Origin of the sequence: Thermobifida sp. (assembly GCF_017577275.1) — a bacterium.
Lineage (GTDB): Bacteria > Actinomycetota > Actinomycetes > Streptosporangiales > Streptosporangiaceae > Thermobifida > Thermobifida fusca.
Window position 1 is genome coordinate 78,924 of record NZ_PITY01000014.1, and the last position, 16,064, is coordinate 94,987.

15 protein-coding genes are annotated in these 16,064 nt (G+C 68.5%); 8 read left to right on the top strand and 7 right to left on the bottom strand.

Annotated elements, in window-relative coordinates; all coding sequences use genetic code 11:
- The first annotated feature begins 48 nt into the window (after positions 1-48).
- Positions 49-933 carry a S9 family peptidase gene (locus CW348_RS02590; protein ID WP_173668430.1) on the top strand — a complete coding sequence of 295 codons (885 nt, stop codon included), beginning with the start codon at positions 49-51 and terminating at the stop codon, positions 931-933.
- Positions 934-1,205: 272 nt separating this feature from the next.
- A complete protein-coding gene (locus CW348_RS02595; RefSeq protein ID WP_011290588.1) occupies positions 1,206-1,832 on the top strand; it encodes an HD family hydrolase in 627 nt (208 codons plus the stop codon).
- A gap of 10 nt (positions 1,833-1,842) precedes the next feature.
- On the opposite strand, the gene CW348_RS02600 is transcribed toward CW348_RS02595, so the two are convergent.
- Together CW348_RS02600 and CW348_RS02605 are read right to left on the bottom strand one after the other, a co-directional pair.
- Complete coding sequence (locus CW348_RS02600) at positions 1,843-2,595, bottom strand: sulfite exporter TauE/SafE family protein (protein WP_011290587.1); 753 nt, start codon at positions 2,593-2,595, stop codon at positions 1,843-1,845.
- Between the two features lie 115 nt (positions 2,596-2,710).
- A complete protein-coding gene (locus CW348_RS02605) occupies positions 2,711-3,496 on the bottom strand; it encodes an ABC transporter ATP-binding protein (RefSeq protein WP_011290586.1) in 786 nt (261 codons plus the stop codon).
- Between the two features lie 414 nt (positions 3,497-3,910).
- Here CW348_RS02605 and CW348_RS02610 point away from each other — a divergent pair, with 414 nt between their 5' ends.
- The 3 genes from CW348_RS02610 (at position 3,911) to serB (ending at position 6,566) form a co-directional block, all read left to right on the top strand.
- Complete coding sequence (locus CW348_RS02610; protein WP_011290585.1) at positions 3,911-4,531, top strand: DUF1707 domain-containing protein; 621 nt, start codon at positions 3,911-3,913, stop codon at positions 4,529-4,531.
- Between the two features lie 29 nt (positions 4,532-4,560).
- Complete coding sequence (locus tag CW348_RS02615; RefSeq protein WP_011290584.1) at positions 4,561-5,175, top strand: DUF1707 domain-containing protein; 615 nt, start codon at positions 4,561-4,563, stop codon at positions 5,173-5,175.
- A gap of 161 nt (positions 5,176-5,336) precedes the next feature.
- The gene (gene serB / locus CW348_RS02620; protein WP_227480977.1) at positions 5,337-6,566 is read left to right on the top strand and encodes a phosphoserine phosphatase SerB; all 1,230 of its coding nucleotides are present in this window, start codon (positions 5,337-5,339) and stop codon (positions 6,564-6,566) included.
- Between the two features lie 24 nt (positions 6,567-6,590).
- Here serB and CW348_RS02625 read toward each other — a convergent pair whose 3' ends face one another.
- From CW348_RS02625 to CW348_RS02645, 5 genes are all read right to left on the bottom strand, one after another.
- A complete protein-coding gene (locus CW348_RS02625) occupies positions 6,591-7,064 on the bottom strand; it encodes a histidine phosphatase family protein (RefSeq protein WP_011290582.1) in 474 nt (157 codons plus the stop codon).
- A gap of 224 nt (positions 7,065-7,288) precedes the next feature.
- Positions 7,289-9,643, bottom strand: a complete 2,355-nt coding sequence (locus CW348_RS02630; protein WP_016188027.1) for a sodium-translocating pyrophosphatase — start codon at positions 9,641-9,643, stop codon at positions 7,289-7,291.
- Positions 9,644-10,215: 572 nt separating this feature from the next.
- A complete protein-coding gene (locus CW348_RS02635) occupies positions 10,216-10,713 on the bottom strand; it encodes a DUF309 domain-containing protein (protein WP_011290580.1) in 498 nt (165 codons plus the stop codon).
- Positions 10,694-11,629 (bottom strand): alpha/beta fold hydrolase, encoded by a 936-nt coding sequence (locus CW348_RS02640; protein ID WP_016188025.1) that lies wholly within the window; start codon positions 11,627-11,629, stop codon positions 10,694-10,696. The genes CW348_RS02635 and CW348_RS02640 overlap by 20 nt, the downstream gene beginning before the upstream one ends.
- Positions 11,626-12,060: a phage holin family protein gene (locus CW348_RS02645; RefSeq protein WP_169803314.1), complete on the bottom strand. Its 435-nt coding sequence runs from the start codon at positions 12,058-12,060 to the stop codon at positions 11,626-11,628. The genes CW348_RS02640 and CW348_RS02645 overlap by 4 nt, the downstream gene beginning before the upstream one ends.
- A gap of 205 nt (positions 12,061-12,265) precedes the next feature.
- On the opposite strand from CW348_RS02645, the gene CW348_RS02650 reads away from it, so the two are divergent.
- From CW348_RS02650 to CW348_RS02660, 3 genes are all read left to right on the top strand, one after another.
- On the top strand, positions 12,266-13,051 hold the full coding sequence (locus CW348_RS02650; RefSeq protein ID WP_049755009.1) for a Fic family protein: 786 nt from the start codon (positions 12,266-12,268) through the stop codon (positions 13,049-13,051).
- 724 nt (positions 13,052-13,775) lie between these two features.
- Positions 13,776-14,870, top strand: coding sequence for a septum site-determining protein Ssd (gene ssd, locus CW348_RS02655; RefSeq protein ID WP_104612926.1), 1,095 nt, complete (start codon positions 13,776-13,778; stop codon positions 14,868-14,870).
- A complete protein-coding gene (locus CW348_RS02660; protein ID WP_011290575.1) occupies positions 14,867-16,063 on the top strand; it encodes a TadA family conjugal transfer-associated ATPase in 1,197 nt (398 codons plus the stop codon). The genes ssd and CW348_RS02660 overlap by 4 nt, the downstream gene beginning before the upstream one ends.
- Position 16,064: the final 1 nt, after the last annotated feature.

Genomic DNA, 16,064 nt, shown 5'->3' on the forward strand with positions numbered 1-16,064 from the left:
CGCGACGCGCCGGCCCACCCATCCCCCTCGGTCGGCGGGGCGCATCTCATGAGGGAGGAACTCGCAGTGGTAGCCGACAGCACACTGAGCCGAACGTTGACAGGAATCGCCGCCGGGGTCCCCTACCTCGCGATCCCGCCGTCCGACCCGGCCCCGACCGTGCCCATCGTCGTCGCATTGCACGCCTTCGAACCGCCGCGCAGCGAAGCCGCGCTCGCCGGCACCCTGCCACTACTCGGACTCCCCGCCTGGAGGTTCTACCTCGGCCTTCCCCTCTTCGGCCACCGCCTCCCCAAAGGCGGCGTGTCCGAAGTCAACCGCCTCGGCCGGGAAGACTACCTGCTCCAGCTCTACAGCCCGGTCGTGCGGCAGGCCGCAGCCGAACTCCCCCTCGCCGTCGCGGAACTCCGCCGGTCCTTCTCCCTCGCCGACGCTCCCCTCGGCCTCATGGGTGTTGGAGCGGGCGGAGCCGCCGTCTTCCTCGCCCTCATCGAAAGCGACCTGCCCGTCGGCGCCGTGGGCGTGGTCAACCCCGTCATCGACCCGACCCACGTCCTCTCCGCCCGGGAACGCCACCTCGGAGTCGACTACACGTGGGACGACCAGTCGCGGGACGCCGCTGCCGGACTGGACTTCACCGAACGAGCCGACGAACTCGCCTCCCGCGGGCCGGACACCCCTGTCCTCATCGTCAACGGCGAACACGACGAGATCATCCGGCCCAGCCACGGCCGTCTCCTCCACGACGCGCTCTCCCCGCACCACCAGCCCCACACTCTGCGGCACGTCGTGATTCCCGACCTCGCCCACACTCTAGGCCCCGAACCCGGGCTCGACCCTGGACCGCCCACCCCCGGGACGGTCCTCACCGACCGCGCCCTCACGGAATGGTTCCACACCCACCTGATCGCCCGCCCTCAGGCCGCGCCCTGACTGCTCCGCCCCCGCACCGGCCGCGGGCTGCCCCTCCGAAATCCGCTGCCGGCCAAGAACCGCTGCCCGGCTCCTCGGCGCTCGCTTGCCCCGCTTGCCTAGAGTCACCACTTCCCTGGTGAAGGGCCGGACATCCCCCACTGGTCCCAGCAGCGTGATGAATAATCACTTGGTGCCCCACTCTACGGCTACTCTCCCCGCTGGATGCTCAGCGTGAACGAGTGTCCTCTTCGTGGGGCTCGCGTGTGACAAGTTCTAGGAGGGCGACTCACGTGACTGAGCCGGCGCCGGTGTTCACCAGCGGAATCGATCATGAACGGCTCACTTCTCAACTCCGGTTCGTCCTGGAGGTCGACAAGCTCAAGCGCGTACTGCGGCGTTCTCTGCTCATTGACGGAGCCCGCCGCGAAAACTCTGCCGAGCACTCCTGGCACGTGGCGGTACTCGCTCGCGTATTCGCCGAATACGCCCCCGCGGGCACCGACATCGACCACGTGGTGAACATGCTGCTGGTGCACGACATCGTGGAAATCGACGCCGGAGACACCTACATCTACGACCAGGCCGCCGTGAGCACCCAGGCGGAACGGGAACGTGCCGCCGCGGACCGCATCTTCGCGCTCCTGCCCGAAGACCAGGCCGTGTGGGCACGGAACCTGTGGGACGAGTTCGAAGAACGCAAAACCCCCGAGGCGCGGTTCGCCAGAGCCATCGACCGCCTCTCCCCCCTGCTCGCCAACTGGCACACCGAAGGCGCCATGTGGCGGCAGTTCAAGATCTCCAAGGACGACGTGCTCAAGAACGTGAAACTCATCTCGGAGGGATCCGAGCCACTGGGCGCCTACGCGCTGGCGCTCGTCGATGACGCCGAACGGCGCGGCTACCTCAGCCGAAACTGACTGACCGGCCTCACCGCAGCACCAGTTGGACTGCTGCGGTGAGGCCGATGACGACGATCAGGGCGCGCAGCGCCCCCGGGCGGAGCCGGCGGCCGAACTTCGCGGCAAAATACCCCCCGATCACCGAACCGGTGGAGATCAGCGCCACCGCCCCCCAGTGGGGTTCAGCCAGGACAAGGTAGAACAGGGCCACCGACGCGTTGACGATCAGCGCCAGCACGTTCTTCAACGCGTTGAGGCGCTGCATCTCGTCATTGAGGGAACTGCTGAGCAGGCTGATCAAGATGACGCCCTGAGCGGCGACAAAATACCCGCCGTACACGCCCGCCCCGTAGACGCCGAGCGGCAGCAGCGGGCCGCCGTGGGGGCGGGCCGCACGACGCTCCTGCAGCCGCGCGCTGATCTGAGGCTGGAAAATAATGAGCGCGCAGGCGAACAGGATGAGCACAGGCGCAATCGACGTGAACACCCGCTCCGGCAAAGTGAGCAGCAGGGTTCCGCCGGTCAGCGCCCCCAGGAACGACATCCCGCCGAACCGCAGCACTCGGGCGCGCTGCCCAGCCAGCTCCCTGCGGTAGCCGATCACTCCGGCGATCGACCCCGGGGTGAGTCCGATGCTGTTGGAGATCATGGCCGTCACCGGAGAAATCCCGCACGCCAGCAGCGCCGGAAAAGTGAACAGCGTACCGGAGCCCACCAGCGTGTTGATGGCTCCCGCCCCGGCACCCGCAGCAAAGACGACGCATGCCTCCCACGCGTTCACGGACGCCCCCGAACCGGTGTGTGAACCTTCCCGAATCCCGTGCAGTCTATGAACCTGTTGCACCGGCCACGGAAGGCGGGGCTGCCGTCCCTGCTGCCCGGCCGTGCCGCCCCGGTTACGACGCTCGGGCCGACCAGCGCTCCCCGTCGAACTCCACCTTCAGCCCGATACCGAATGTGGTGCTGAGGTGGTCGGCGGTCATCACCTGCTCCAGCGGCCCCGCGGCCACCACCTTGCCTCCGCGCAGCAGCAGGCCGTGCGTAAACCCGGGGGGAATCTCCTCAACATGGTGGGTAACGAGCACGAGAGCGGGGGCAGACTCGTCTTTCGCGAGCGTGCCGAGGCGGCGCACCAGATCCTCCCGCGCGCCCAAGTCGAGCCCGGCCGCAGGCTCGTCCAAGAGCAGCAGCTCCGGGTTGGACATCAACGCTCGGGCGATCAGCACCCGTTTGCGTTCCCCTTCCGAAAGGGTGCCGAACGCACGGTCCTCGAACCGCAGCACTCCCCACCGGCCCAGCAGTGCCCGGGCCCGCGCATAGTCAGGGGCGCTGTACTCCTCTTTCCCTGTGCCCAGATAGCCGTAGGCGGCGCTGACCACCACGTCCCGGACGCGCATGTCGTCCTCAAGCTGGGCGGCCACCGCAGACGAGGCGAAGCCAATCATCGGCCGGAGCTCGAACACGTCTCCGCGGCCGAGCCGCTCACCGAGCACCTCCACCGTGCCCCGGGTGGGGTGCAGTTGAGTGGCGGCGATCCGCAGCAGGGTGGTCTTGCCTGCACCGTTCGGTCCCACGACCACCCAGCGCTCCCCTTCCGCCACAGTCCAGTCCACTGCGTCCAGCAACACCGTCTGGCCGCGGCGTACCCCGACCCCGCTCATGTGCAGCACGTGCCCGTTCATAGCTCTCCTTCGTGACAGCCCGAGTGCGAACATACTGGACGCTCGGCCGCCGACCGCGCCGGTCGCCCCCGATTCCACCCGCCCGCAGCGACCACCCTTCCAGACGGGGGTGACGGCCGCGTGAACGCCCGCCGCCCTGCGCCTGCGGGGCGCCCCCAGTCAGCGTGCCCGGACGCTTCCGTCCCGCTCGGCGCTGCCCTGGCCGCCACCACGGTCGTCCGGCAGCGCGCAAGGCCTCGACTGCGACTCCGGCGGGTCTCCCCGTCCCGCGTCCCCATCCCGGCAGCGCCCCGCACCCGTATTCTCGCCCCGCGTAATGCCGGGCGGTCTCAGGGTGTCCGCGTGTGAAACTCCGGGACACCTCAGGGTTGTCTCCCGATTCGCTCCCGCCGTCGAAGACAAATAATCGTGACCATGGGAAACGCCGCCAACCACTCGCACGCACTGCCCCCGGAGCGGCGCCGTGCCTCCGACGCCGACCGGGACCGCGTGGCCCAACTCCTCGGCGAGGCCTTCGTCGACGGGAGGCTGACCGCAGAAGAGCACGCTGAACGGCTCGACGCTCTCTCCACCGCCACAACCTTGGGGGATTTGCAGCCGCTCATCGCCGATCTGGGCCCTGCCCCGACGCTCTCCGAAGCCGAGGAGCTCCGGGCCTCCAGCACCGGTGCGGAGAACATCGTCGCCGTGTTCGGCTCCGCGAAGCGCAGCGGACGCTGGCTCGTGGAACCGCGCACCAACACGTCGACCCTGTTCGGAGAGATCGCGCTGGACTTGCGCGAAGCAGTCCTGTCCCAGCGTGAGGTGGTCATCCAGTGCGGGCTGGTTTTCGGCTCGCTGAAACTGACGGTTCCTCCCGGGGTGCGGATCGTCAACGAAACCACACCGATCTTCGGTGACGTCGACTTGAAGAAAACGGACTCGGCGGTCACGGTCAACGCGCCCACGATCCGCCTGCGGGGAAGCGTGATGTTCAGCTCAGTCAAAGTCCGGACACGCACTCTTGGGAAGAGGAAGCTGCCATGGATGCGTTGACGCCGTCTGCTGCTGTGAGGAGCTCCACCATGGACCTGGAACGTCTCCGCGCCTCTGACGCGGACCGCGAGCGCAGCGCCGAAGTGCTCCGCAACGCGCTTGCGGAAGGCCGCATCAACCACGAGGAACTCGACGAACGGTTGGACCGGGTGTACCGGGCGACCACTGTGGGGGAACTCGCCGAAATCACCCGCGACCTTCCCTCATCGCTCGGCGCGTCGCCTGCTTCGGGGACGGACCCGTCGCTGTCCTCCGCGGAGGCGCAGCAACTGGCCGCGCAAAGCCGGGGGAAAGAAGCGATTTCCGCGGTCTTCGGCGGGGTGGAGCGTGCGGGACGCTGGCTGGTGGAGCCGCACACCACCGTGTCCATCCTGTGCGGTGGGGTGGACCTGGACCTGCGGGAGGCGGTGCTCGCCCAGCGCGAAGTCGTCTTCCAGTGCGCGGTGATCTTCGGCGGGCTGCGGATCATCGTGCCGCCCGGCGTGCGGGTGGTCAACCAGGCCAATGTCTTCCTGGGCGGAGTGGACCTCAGTAAGGTGGACAGCGTCACTGATCCGAGCGCCCCGACGATCCGGATCACCGGGACCTGCCTGATGGGTGGCATCCAGGTGCTGGAACAGCGCCCCGGCCAGAAGTGCAGGTGACCGCGGCGCGGATCCGCTGCGGCTCTCCGTGGTACGTGATGTGGAGCACAGTACTGTCGGCCGGTGAAGGGTCCCACGTCGGGTAACAGAGTGTGCCCGCCCGGGACTGGGGTGCCCTGGTCTACGCCACTGTGGTCCAGCAGAGTACCTTTAGAGCCGTCATGACTCTCGCGAATTCCGTGCCTGAAACCCTGCTGGTGACGGTCACCGGTAAAGATCGTCCGGGCATCAGCGCTCGACTGCTGAGCACCTTGTCGGTCTTCCCGGTCACCATCACCGACTTGGAGCAGGTTGTCATTGGTGGGCGTCTGCTCCTGGGCGCTTTGCTGTCGGCCGACGAACGCGTTGCCCCCGGGGTCCGCAAAGAGCGCCTGTTCGAGGAGATCCGCTCGGCGGTTTCCAAAGTCGCGGTCGATATGGACATGGACGTCGACTTCATGGTCGACGGCGAGCGGGTGCGCCCCTGCACGGGGACCCGCCTCGACGTCACGATCATGGGGGACCCGCTGCGTCCAGGCGCGGTCGGCGCCATCGCTTCCTGTGTGGCACGGGCAGGAGCCAACATCGACCGTATCGAACGCTTGGCCAGCTACCCGGTGACCGCGCTCTCCCTCTCCTTGACCGGGGGCAACCTGGAACAGCTCCGCACCGACCTGGCGTTGGAGGCCGCCACCCAGTCGGTGGACGTGGCCGTGCAGACGAGCGGCCTCCACCGGCGGTCCAAGCACCTGGTGGTGATGGACGTCGACTCCACGCTCATCCAGTGCGAGGTCATCGAACTGCTCGCCCAGTACGCGGGCTGCGGGGACGAGGTCGCCCGGATCACCGAGGAGGCGATGCGCGGTGAACTGGACTTCGAGGAGTCGCTGCGGCGGCGCGTCGCCCTGCTGAAAGGGCTGGACGCGAGCATCCTGGAAGAAGTGCGCGAGAAGATGACGCTCACCCCGGGAGCGCGCACCCTGATCCGCACCCTCAAATTCCTCGGCTACGAGTGCGCCATCGTCAGCGGCGGCTTCACCCAGCTCACCGACTACCTGGTGGAAGAGCTCGGCATCGACTACTCGGCGGCCAACGTCCTCGAAATCGTCGACGGCAAGCTCACCGGTTCGCTGGTCGGACCGATCATCGACCGGAAAGGCAAGGCCGCGGCCCTGGAGCGGTTCGCCGCGGAGGCGGGGGTGCCGCTCAGCCAGACCGTGGCGATCGGCGACGGCGCGAACGACCTCGACATGCTCCGGGTCGCCGGGCTCGGGGTGGCGTTCAACGCCAAACCGGTGGTCCGTGCCCAGGCCGACACGTCGGTGAACGTGCCCTACCTCGACACGGTGCTCTTCCTGCTGGGGATCTCCCGGGAGGAAGTGGAAGCCGCGGAACGGGGCAGCTACGCCTGACCGCAGGGACGCGGGACGGCTCGGTCACATTACGAGCCGCAGCCGCCCGGTTCCCGGAGCGATGTAGAGCCAGTCGACGTCCAGGTCGACCACCGCCACCGAGGCGGGAGGAAAGGACAGGTACCCGGATTCGCTGTCGAACGCGGCGGCGAGCTGCGCCATCGTCGGATTGTGGCCGACCACGAGCAGGGTGCGCACCTGGGGGTCGACGTAGCTGACCAGCTGCAGCGCGGTGTCCACGTCTGCGGTGTACAGCTCTGCGTCGAAGTCCACTTCGGGCTCGCACGGCAGTTGTTCCGCGACCAGGTCCCACGTCTGCCGGGTGCGCCGGGCGGTGGAGCAGAGGACGTGGTCGGGGAGCAGACCTTCCCGGGCGAGGCGTTCGCCCACCATCCTGGCCTGCTGGCGTCCTTCCTGGGTGAGGGGGCGGTCGACGTCAGCAAGAGACGCGGAATGTTCGGCTTGGGCGTGGCGGAGAACGACCAACCGGCGGCTCATGACGTGATCACCGTCGCCACGATGGCTAGTAGGGCGATGAATGCCACCATCACGCCGACGATGACGGCGAGCCCTCTCATACCGCTCATGCCGTCAGTCTGCCATGGGTCGAGTACGGTGCCCAGACCACCCGGAAGGTTGCCGGGTTCCACGGGCGTCGCGCCGGGAAGGGGAGCCGCGTGCTTCCCGGCGCGACGGGTTTTCTTCTGGCGGACAGCCGCCGGTCACTCCTGGGAGGATGCGCCTCCGCCCTGGCTGACCGGCTCCTCCTTGGCGGCGCCCTGGTCGGCTGCCGGCGCCTCCGGCTGCGTCTTGGTGGCCTCAGCGGCGAAGCTGCCGTCCGTGCTGCGCCGCTTGCTCCACACGATGACGCCGACGAGCAGCGCCACGGAGGCCACGGTGATGCCGAGCCGCAGGGCGAGGTTGTCGGCGTAGATGACCACGCTCGGCGCAATGAGCAGCGCCACCAGGTTCATCACCTTGAGCAGCGGGTTGATGGCCGGGCCCGCGGTGTCCTTGAAGGGGTCGCCGATGGTGTCGCCGATGACGGTGGCCTCGTGCGCTTCAGAGCCTTTGCCGCCGTAGTGCCCGTCTTCGACGAGTTTCTTCGCGTTGTCCCAGGCACCGCCGGAGTTGGCAAGGAAGACCGCCATGAGGGCGCCCGCCGCGATACCGCCGCCGAGGAACGCGCCGAGCGGGGCGTAGCCGAGGGCGAAGCCGAGCGCGATGGGGGTGAGGACCGCGAGCAGTCCGGGAGTGATGAGCTCCCGTAGCGAGTCGCGCGTGCAGATGTCGACGACTCGGCCGTATTCGGGTTTCTCCGTGCCGTCCATGATCCCCGGCCGGGTCCGGAACTGTTCGCGGACTTCGTGGACGACGCGGCCCGCAGCACGGCCCACCGCCATAATGGCCAGCCCGGAGAACAGGAAGACGACGGCCGCTCCGATGATCACGCCTACGAGCACGTCCGGCTGGTCCACGGAGAGGCTGAACTCCGTGGCGCCCAGTTCCGCTTCGACCGCGGTGCGGAAGGCGCCGAAGAGCGCGGTCGCGGCGAGTACCGCGGTGGCGATCGCAATGCCCTTGGTGATCGCCTTGGTGGTGTTCCCCACCGCGTCCAGGCTGTTGAGCACCTCAGCCCCGGAGCCTTCCACGTCCCCGGACATTTCGGCGATGCCTTGCGCGTTGTCTGCGACCGGGCCGAACGTGTCCATGGCCACGATGACTCCGACGGTGGTCAGCAGGCCGGTTCCGGCGAGGGCCACAGCGAACAGGCTGACGGTGATGTTGCCGCCGCCCAGGAGGAACGCCGCGTAGACGGCTCCGGCGATGAGCAGCGCCGAATAGACGGCAGACTCCAGTCCCACGGACACGCCGGCGAGGACCACGGTCGCCGGTCCGCTGCGGGAGCTCTCCCCGATTTCCCGTACCGGCGGGCGGTTGGTTTCGGTGAAGTAGCCGGTGAGCAGCTGGATGGCTGCGGCGAGCAGGAGGCCGATGAGTACCGCGCCGATCGCGATGAGCTGCGGGTTGCCGTCCAAGGCAGCGATATCTGCGGGGACGCCCTCCAGTTCCGCGAAGGTGTCGGGCAGGTAGAGCAGGGCTGCTCCCACGACGAGGACGGCGGAGATGACCGCTGAGATGAAGAACCCGCGGTTGATCGCCGCCATGGCGTTGGCGTCGCGGGCGCGGGGGGAGACCACGAAGATCCCGATGATCGCGGTGATGACCCCGATCATGGGCACGAGGAGCGGGAAGACGAGTCCTTCCGTGCCGAAGGCGACCCGGCCCAGGACGAGGGAGGCGACGAGGACCACCGCGTACGACTCGAACAGGTCGGCGGCCATGCCCGCGCAGTCGCCGACGTTGTCGCCCACGTTGTCCGCGATAGTGGCGGCATTGCGGGGGTCGTCTTCGGGGATGTGGTGTTCGACTTTGCCTACCAGGTCGGCGCCGACGTCAGCCGCCTTGGTGAAGATTCCGCCGCCGACCCGCATGAACATGGCGAGCAGGGCCGCGCCGAACCCGAAGCCTTCCAGGACGATCGGGGCGTCGGCCCGGTAGATGAGGACTACGAGAGCTGCGCCGAGCAGGCCGAGGCCGACGGTGAACATGCCGGCGACACCGCCGGTGCGGAAGGCGATCCGCATGGCAGCTCGTGCTTCTCCGGCGCGGGCGGCCGCGGCGACGCGGAGGTTGCCGCGCACGGCGAGCCACATGCCGAGGAACCCGGTCATCGCGGAGAAGAGCGCGCCGATCGCGAAGAAGATGGAGCGTCCCCAGCGGACGGCTTCCGTGTCTGCGGGCAACAGGAGAAGCAGCAGGGGAATGATAATGACAAAGACCGCGAGGGTGCGGAATTGGCGTTTGAGATAGGCAGCCGCGCCTTCTTGGACCGCTCGTGCGATATTCTGCATGCGCTCTGTGCCTTGGCTTGCGGCGAGAACCTCACGCACGAGGGTCCCGGCAACAGCCAGCGCGAGCAGTGCCACCGCGAGAACCACGATGACGAGCGTGAGATCCATACCGAGCAGAGCGAGCTCGGCGCCGCTGTCAGCGGCAAGGTTGAGCCCGGTCAATCCGTCCTCCTCCAGACGGGCAGGGCCCCGCCCGGGTGCTCGCTCCGCCGTCCAGGGCTTTCCGGACGGGTCGCCCTCCAGCACGTCAGGCGGGGTCTTGCCGGTGCCTCCATGGTCGGGAAAATCCCCATCGTTTCCGTTGTATTAACGGATTCGATGTGCCGGGAGTCTACGCATCGTTACCCGGAAATGTGAGGTCCCAAAGGAGGTTTTCGAGAAAACCTTGGGGTTTGCGGTCCGACAACACCCCAAAAAATGCGACATTCACCCAACGGAGAGAACAAACTTCTCTTTTGTCGCTTTTTTCGCAAAAAATGACAAAACGCAACAAATAACGCATGGAGCGCATGCGCCACGGCGCTCAAGGCATCCCCGCGGCGCGATCACCCAGCGGCACAGCAATCACGGAACGCACGATTCGCTGCACGCTGCCCGCCACGCCACCGCACGCGGGAGCCTCCTCGGGAAAGATCCGCCCGGGCATCCCCAGCCCGGTCCCCCACCCGCGGAACACCGCTGGGCGCCGCGCTGCGCCCAGCCCGCGCTACGGTCGCAGTCCGAGCCCTGGCCCGTCACCCTCCAGCAGCCCGGACCAGCCGCAGCTCTGCCGGATCAACTTCGGCCGCCCTGCCAGCTTCGATCCGATCAGCCATCGCCCGCGCACAGGCGGCCACCCCCAGCGCATCCACCCCGTGGGGCGCCTCCGCGCCGTACTCGGCCACCCGGTCCGCTCCCCGGCGCAGCAGGCGGGCCGCCCCCACAGTGTTCCCGCGCTGCGCATGCGTCACCCCCACCGCGACCTGGGCCAGTCCGCGCCACAGCTCCCGTTGCGGGCCGTCCACCGACTTCCACACCGCCTCCAGCACCTCGTGGGCGTGGAAGGCGTACCCCTCGTCCAGCAGCCGCTGGGCCTCCCGCAGCCCTTCAGTGGGGGAGAACTCCGCGTCGTCGGGCACCCGCGGCACCCCTGGAGCCCCATACGGCAGCGGACGCCCGTACCGGTCCCGGGGCCGCTGGTTCTGCGCCCGGCCGTCTGCTCTACGGTCCCGGTCACGTCTGTGCTGCGTCATCGGAAAGCCACTCCACAAGCAGTGCATTCACCTGGTCGGGGCGTTCCTGGTGAGGGAAGTGCCCCGCGCCCTCCACCAACCGCAACCGGTAGGGCGCGCGTACGTGCCGCTCCAGTCCGTGCGCTGCCGCAGGCAGGATGAGGGGGTCCGCAACACCGTGCACGTACAGCGTGGGGACCGGACTGGGCTCACGCATGCGTTGCAGGTAACGATAGCCGTCCGGGCGGAACCGGGACCGGAACAGCCACCGGTGATACTCCACCGAGCAGTGGGCCACCAAGGGGATCTGGAACGCTTCCCGGAAACGCTGCTCCGTCTGCGCATCCGGCCAACCCGAGCACGACCAGGCACGCAGCGCCTCGGCCACTGCCTGCGCGTTGCGGGCGACCAGGCGGCGTTCCGGCAGCATCGGCACCTGCAGGCCGAGCAGCTCCCACAGGCCGCGGGCCCGGTGCCAGTGCGCCACAGTCGCCGTAGCCAACTGCACCGGATGAGGCGCCGACAAGGCGACCAGCCGCCGGACCGCACGGGGGTGGCACACACTCATCGTCCAACCGATCAGGCCGCCCAGGCCGTGCCCGACCACGGCCGCATCGGCCTCCCCCAGCACCCGGATCAGCCCGGCGATATCCGAAGCCGCAGTGAACAGGTCGTATCCGCGGGGCGGCTTGTCGCTCGCACCATAGCCGCGCAGATCAACGGCGACCGCGCGGTAGCCCGCTGCAGAAAGCGCGGTGATCTGCTGCTCCCACGCCCACCAGAACTGCGGAAAACCGTGGAGCAGCACGACCAGCGGCCCCGTTCCGGCCTCCACCACGTGGAACCGGATCCCTCCGGCGCTGACCAGCCGATGGGTCCATGGACCCTCGATCAGAACCGCAGACTCGTCGGGAACGTTGCTGATCCTGTGAATCACTGTTGCGCGGTATGTTCGCGACGCAGTACGGCCTTGGTCTTGTCGAAGGTCTCCTTCGACCGCGGCATCCCGCGGATCTTCTTGTAGGAGCGCACACCGACGATCCCGAGGATGACCGCCACCAGCGTGTACACAAGGGTAACGATCAAGAAGGCCAGCCATCCAGGCAGACCGAACGCGATCAACGCGAACGCGATCGTCATCGAAGCCAGAATGAGGATCAGGTGCGCGACCAAGGCAGCGGTGATGACCAGCGCGGTCCCTTGGACGACCCGGCGGACGTCCGCGGCCAGCTCCGTCCGAGCAAGTTCAAGCTGCAGGCTCACCAGATGGCTGAGGTGACCGGTCACCTCAGAGGTGAGTTCTCCCAGTGAACGCCGGGGCGCGTCGACGTCCACCGGCTTCCGGCCACCCGTGTTGGTTTTGGACACCGCGGCGGCTCCTTCCATCGGACACATCTCTGGGGAATCCTTGCATAGTTCCCTGCGGCCAGTCCGCTACCGTGCGGGTGCGCGGCGTGTGTCCCCATGGCGTGCGCCCGCGGCCGGCACCGCTCTAGGACTCCCCCGGTCGCGCGCCCCGGCACCACCTCGGCGTAGGGTGCATAACGTGAACGCTGTGCCGACCGATCCTCTGATGCGGATCGCCGAAATTCCCGAGGTCGCTCGCGCGGTCGATGAAACCCGCAGCCTCGTTGACATGCTGATCGGGCAACGGGTGCTGCGCCGCCGCGGCAGCGACGTCTCCATGGAAGCGGCTCTGCGCGGGGCCCGTGCCTCAGCCGTGCTGGAAGGAGCCGACGTCTCCCTCGAGCAGGTGCGCTTCGGGGAGAGCGACGATCCCCGGGTGCGGGGGTCGGTGCGGGTCTCCGGGGAGCTCGGGCTGCTGGTGGAGACCTGGTCTAAGGCGCCCCGCCAGGTCCTGGCCCGCCTGCACGTCCTGGCCGCCTCCGACGTGGTCGCGCCCGAAGCGCTGGGCCGTCCCCGCCGCGACGGGGACGACGTGACCGATCCCCTCGAGCTGGGCTCGCCGCCGCCCGCGTCCGAAGTCATCGCCCGGCTGGAGGCGTTGACTTCCCTGCTCACTGCGCGGACCGAGGCGCCTGCCGTGGTGGTCGGCGCGATCGTGCACGGGGAACTGCTGGCGCTGCGCCCCTTCGGCTGGGGGGACGGCATCGTCGCGCGCGCCGCGGAACGGTTGACCTTGATGGCGCGCGGCCTGGACCCCAACTCGCTGGTCCCTACCCAGTTGGGGCACGAGCAGCGCCGTGAGCACTACGCTGCTGCGCTGCGCGGCTATATGACCGGGACCCCGGAGGGTGTGGCGGGGTGGGTAGTGCACTGCGCACAAGCGGTCATGGAAGGGGCACGCGACTCGCTTGCCACCTGTGAAGCCATCCGGCGCGCCACGACCCGACGCTAAACCGGTGGGGGACGCTGCGTACCGGCAACCGCAGCAACGAAAAGGAAACAGCGCGGTAGCACCGTGACATCAACGGCAACAATCCGGAAAAACGGCAAAAAACACGCAACAAGGGCGATACCGGGACATCCCTGAGTGGGAGGTTCACAGCATCGCCCATACCACGCCGGACTGGGCTAACATGCGTGCATTATCGCTAGTCTGACCAGGCGGTTCCCTGATCTCGACGGGCCACTCACGGCGCGGTGACGCGTGGGTACCCAGTTGCGGCGTGTCCGATGGGGCGACCCCATCGATTACTTCCTTTCTACGCCTGGTCAGACAGCTTGGAAAGGGGCCGGAAGGCTATTTTTTCGTCAAGTAGGTAAAGTGACTCGATAACTTTACGTATATTATCTATTACTCGGAGGGTCGATCCGGCTGGAGACCGCGGAGAACACCCCGTTCCCGCATGGGAAACGGCACTCCTACGATTGCCCTCCCCATTGACCTCACCGGATACGGGACCGACTCTTCCCCCCGGAGTCGGACCGTCGGACGGCCCCCGCCTTTCCCCCCTGGCGGGGGCCGTCCCCTTGGACGCCGGAGCTTTCCCGGCCCGGCACTGCTGTGCAGCACCCTTGTCAACCGTGGTTATCCACAGCTCGCACAGTTCGGCTTCGCACCGCCCAGACAGCTACGGAAGCGTGGACACCCGGCACACCGCTGTCTTGGGAGGTCCGCGATGCCGTCCACATCTTCCGCACGTCCCCTGTTCCTCACCGACGATCCGGCGCTCCTCGACGACCTGCTCCGCCTCGCTGCCGCAGCCAACGTCGACGTCACCGTGGTCTCCTCTGCGGCACGGAGCAGCCGCTACTGGGCGCAGGCACCTCTCGTCGTCGTCGGCACCGACCTGGTGGGCGTGCTCGCCCGCGCCGAACCGCCCCGGCATGCGCACGCGGTCGTGGTCAGCCGCACCCCCCTCTCCCCGGCCCTGGACTTCAGCGTCTACCCCGACGCCATGCGGATCGGCGCCCGAGACGTTCTCGTCCTACCCGATGCAGAACAGCAGCTGGTGGCGCTCCTCACCGAATCCACCGACCATACCGGGGAAGAAGCCCTGGTCGTCTCCGTGATCGGCGGCCGGGGCGGGGCCGGAGCAAGCCTGCTCGCCGCGGCACTCGCGCTCGCCGGGCACCGTGCCGGACTGCGCACCGCACTGGTCGACGCCGATCCGCTCGGCGGAGGACTCGACATCCTGCTGGGTGCCGAGCATGTGCCCGGATCCCGCTGGGAGGAGTTCAGCAACCGACAGGGACGCATGCTCTGGCCAGCACTCCGCGACTCGCTGCCCCACATCCACGGTCTTCCCGTGGTGACCTGGACCCGGCACGGCCCGTACGCCCCGATTCCCCCGCAAGCCATGCGCACCGTGCTCCACGCCGCTACCCGGGGATGCCAGATGCTGGTCGTCGACCTGCCCCGGGCCCTCGACGCCGCTGCGGAAGAAGTACTGCGCCGCACCACGGTCGCCCTGATGATCCTCCCCGCTGAAGTGTCTGCCGTCGTGGCCGCGGAACGGCTGCTGCCCGCCCTCCGGGACTCCGTTGCGGACCTGCGGCTGGTGGTCCGCGGCGCAACCCCCGACATCCTGTCCGCGGAATCGGTGGCGTCCTCGCTCAAACTGCCCCTCGCCGGAGACCTCCCCGACGACACTGAACTGCCCCGCCTCCTCGACCAAGGGGAACTGCCCACGCGCCGCACCCGGTCCCCTCTCGTCGCGTTCAGCGAAGCATTCGTCGCCCACCTGTGCCCGGAACGGGTCCGGTCCGCATGAGCAGCCAACTTTCCCTTTCCGGAACAGCGGTGGCGCGACTGCTCGAAGCAGTCCGCACCCGGCTCATGCGCGAGTCGGTGGAACCGACCCCCGCCGCGGTAGCCGCCGCAGTCCGCGCGGAAGACACCACCCTGGGCGACGCCGAAGTGCTGGCGCTCTCCCGGCTCCTCCGCGCCGACCTCACCGGTGCCGGACCGTTGGAACCCTTGCTCGCCGCCCCGGACATCACCGACATCCTGGTCAACGGCCCGCACGAGATCTGGGTGGACGACGGCACCGGGCTGCGCCGCGTCAACGACATTGGCTTCCCCGACGACGACGCGGTGCGCCGCCTAGCGCAACGGCTGGCAGCCCAGGCCGGCCGCCGCTTGGATGCGGCGGAACCGTGGGTGGACGCCCAGCTCCCCTCCGGGGCGCGGCTGCACGCGGTCCTGCCCCCGGTGTCCCCGGAAGGTCCCCGGCTGTCGCTGCGGCTGCCCCGCCACCGCGTGTTCTCCCTTCCGGAACTGGTTTCCTTGGGCACGCTTCCCCCAGCAGGGGCGGCTCTGCTGCATTCCCTCGTGGCCTCCCGGTGCGCTTTCCTCATCTCCGGCGGCACCGGCACCGGGAAGACCACGCTGCTGTCCACCCTGCTGTCCCTTGCCGCTCCCACCGAGCGGCTGGTGCTGGTCGAAGACGCTGCCGAGCTCCGCCCCGACCACCCCCACGTGGTCCGATTGCAGTCGCGTCCACCCAACATCGAAGGGCGCGGCGGAGTGGAACTCCACGAACTCGTCCGCCAAGCACTGCGGATGCGCCCCGACCGGCTCATCGTCGGCGAAGTGCGCGGCCCCGAAGTCGTCTCCTTGCTGCACGCCCTCAACACGGGCCAGGAAGGCAGCGCGGGGACCCTGCACGCCAATACCGCAGCCGACGTCCCCGCCCGTATCGAAGCACTGGGGTGCGCGGCCGGGTTGAGCCGCGAAGCCGTGCACAGCCAGCTCGCCGCCACCCGCGCACTCGTCGTCCACCTGGTCCGCCCACCCAGCGGGCCACGCCGCGTCGCCCAAGTGTGCGTTCTGCGCCGCGGGTGCGACGGCCTGGTGGCAGCGGTACCGGCGGTCACCTTCACCGCGCACGGCGACCTGGTGCACGACACCGCGTTCCCCGAATTGTGCGACCGGATCGCTGTACCGCCGGGGAGGGGGCAGTGAC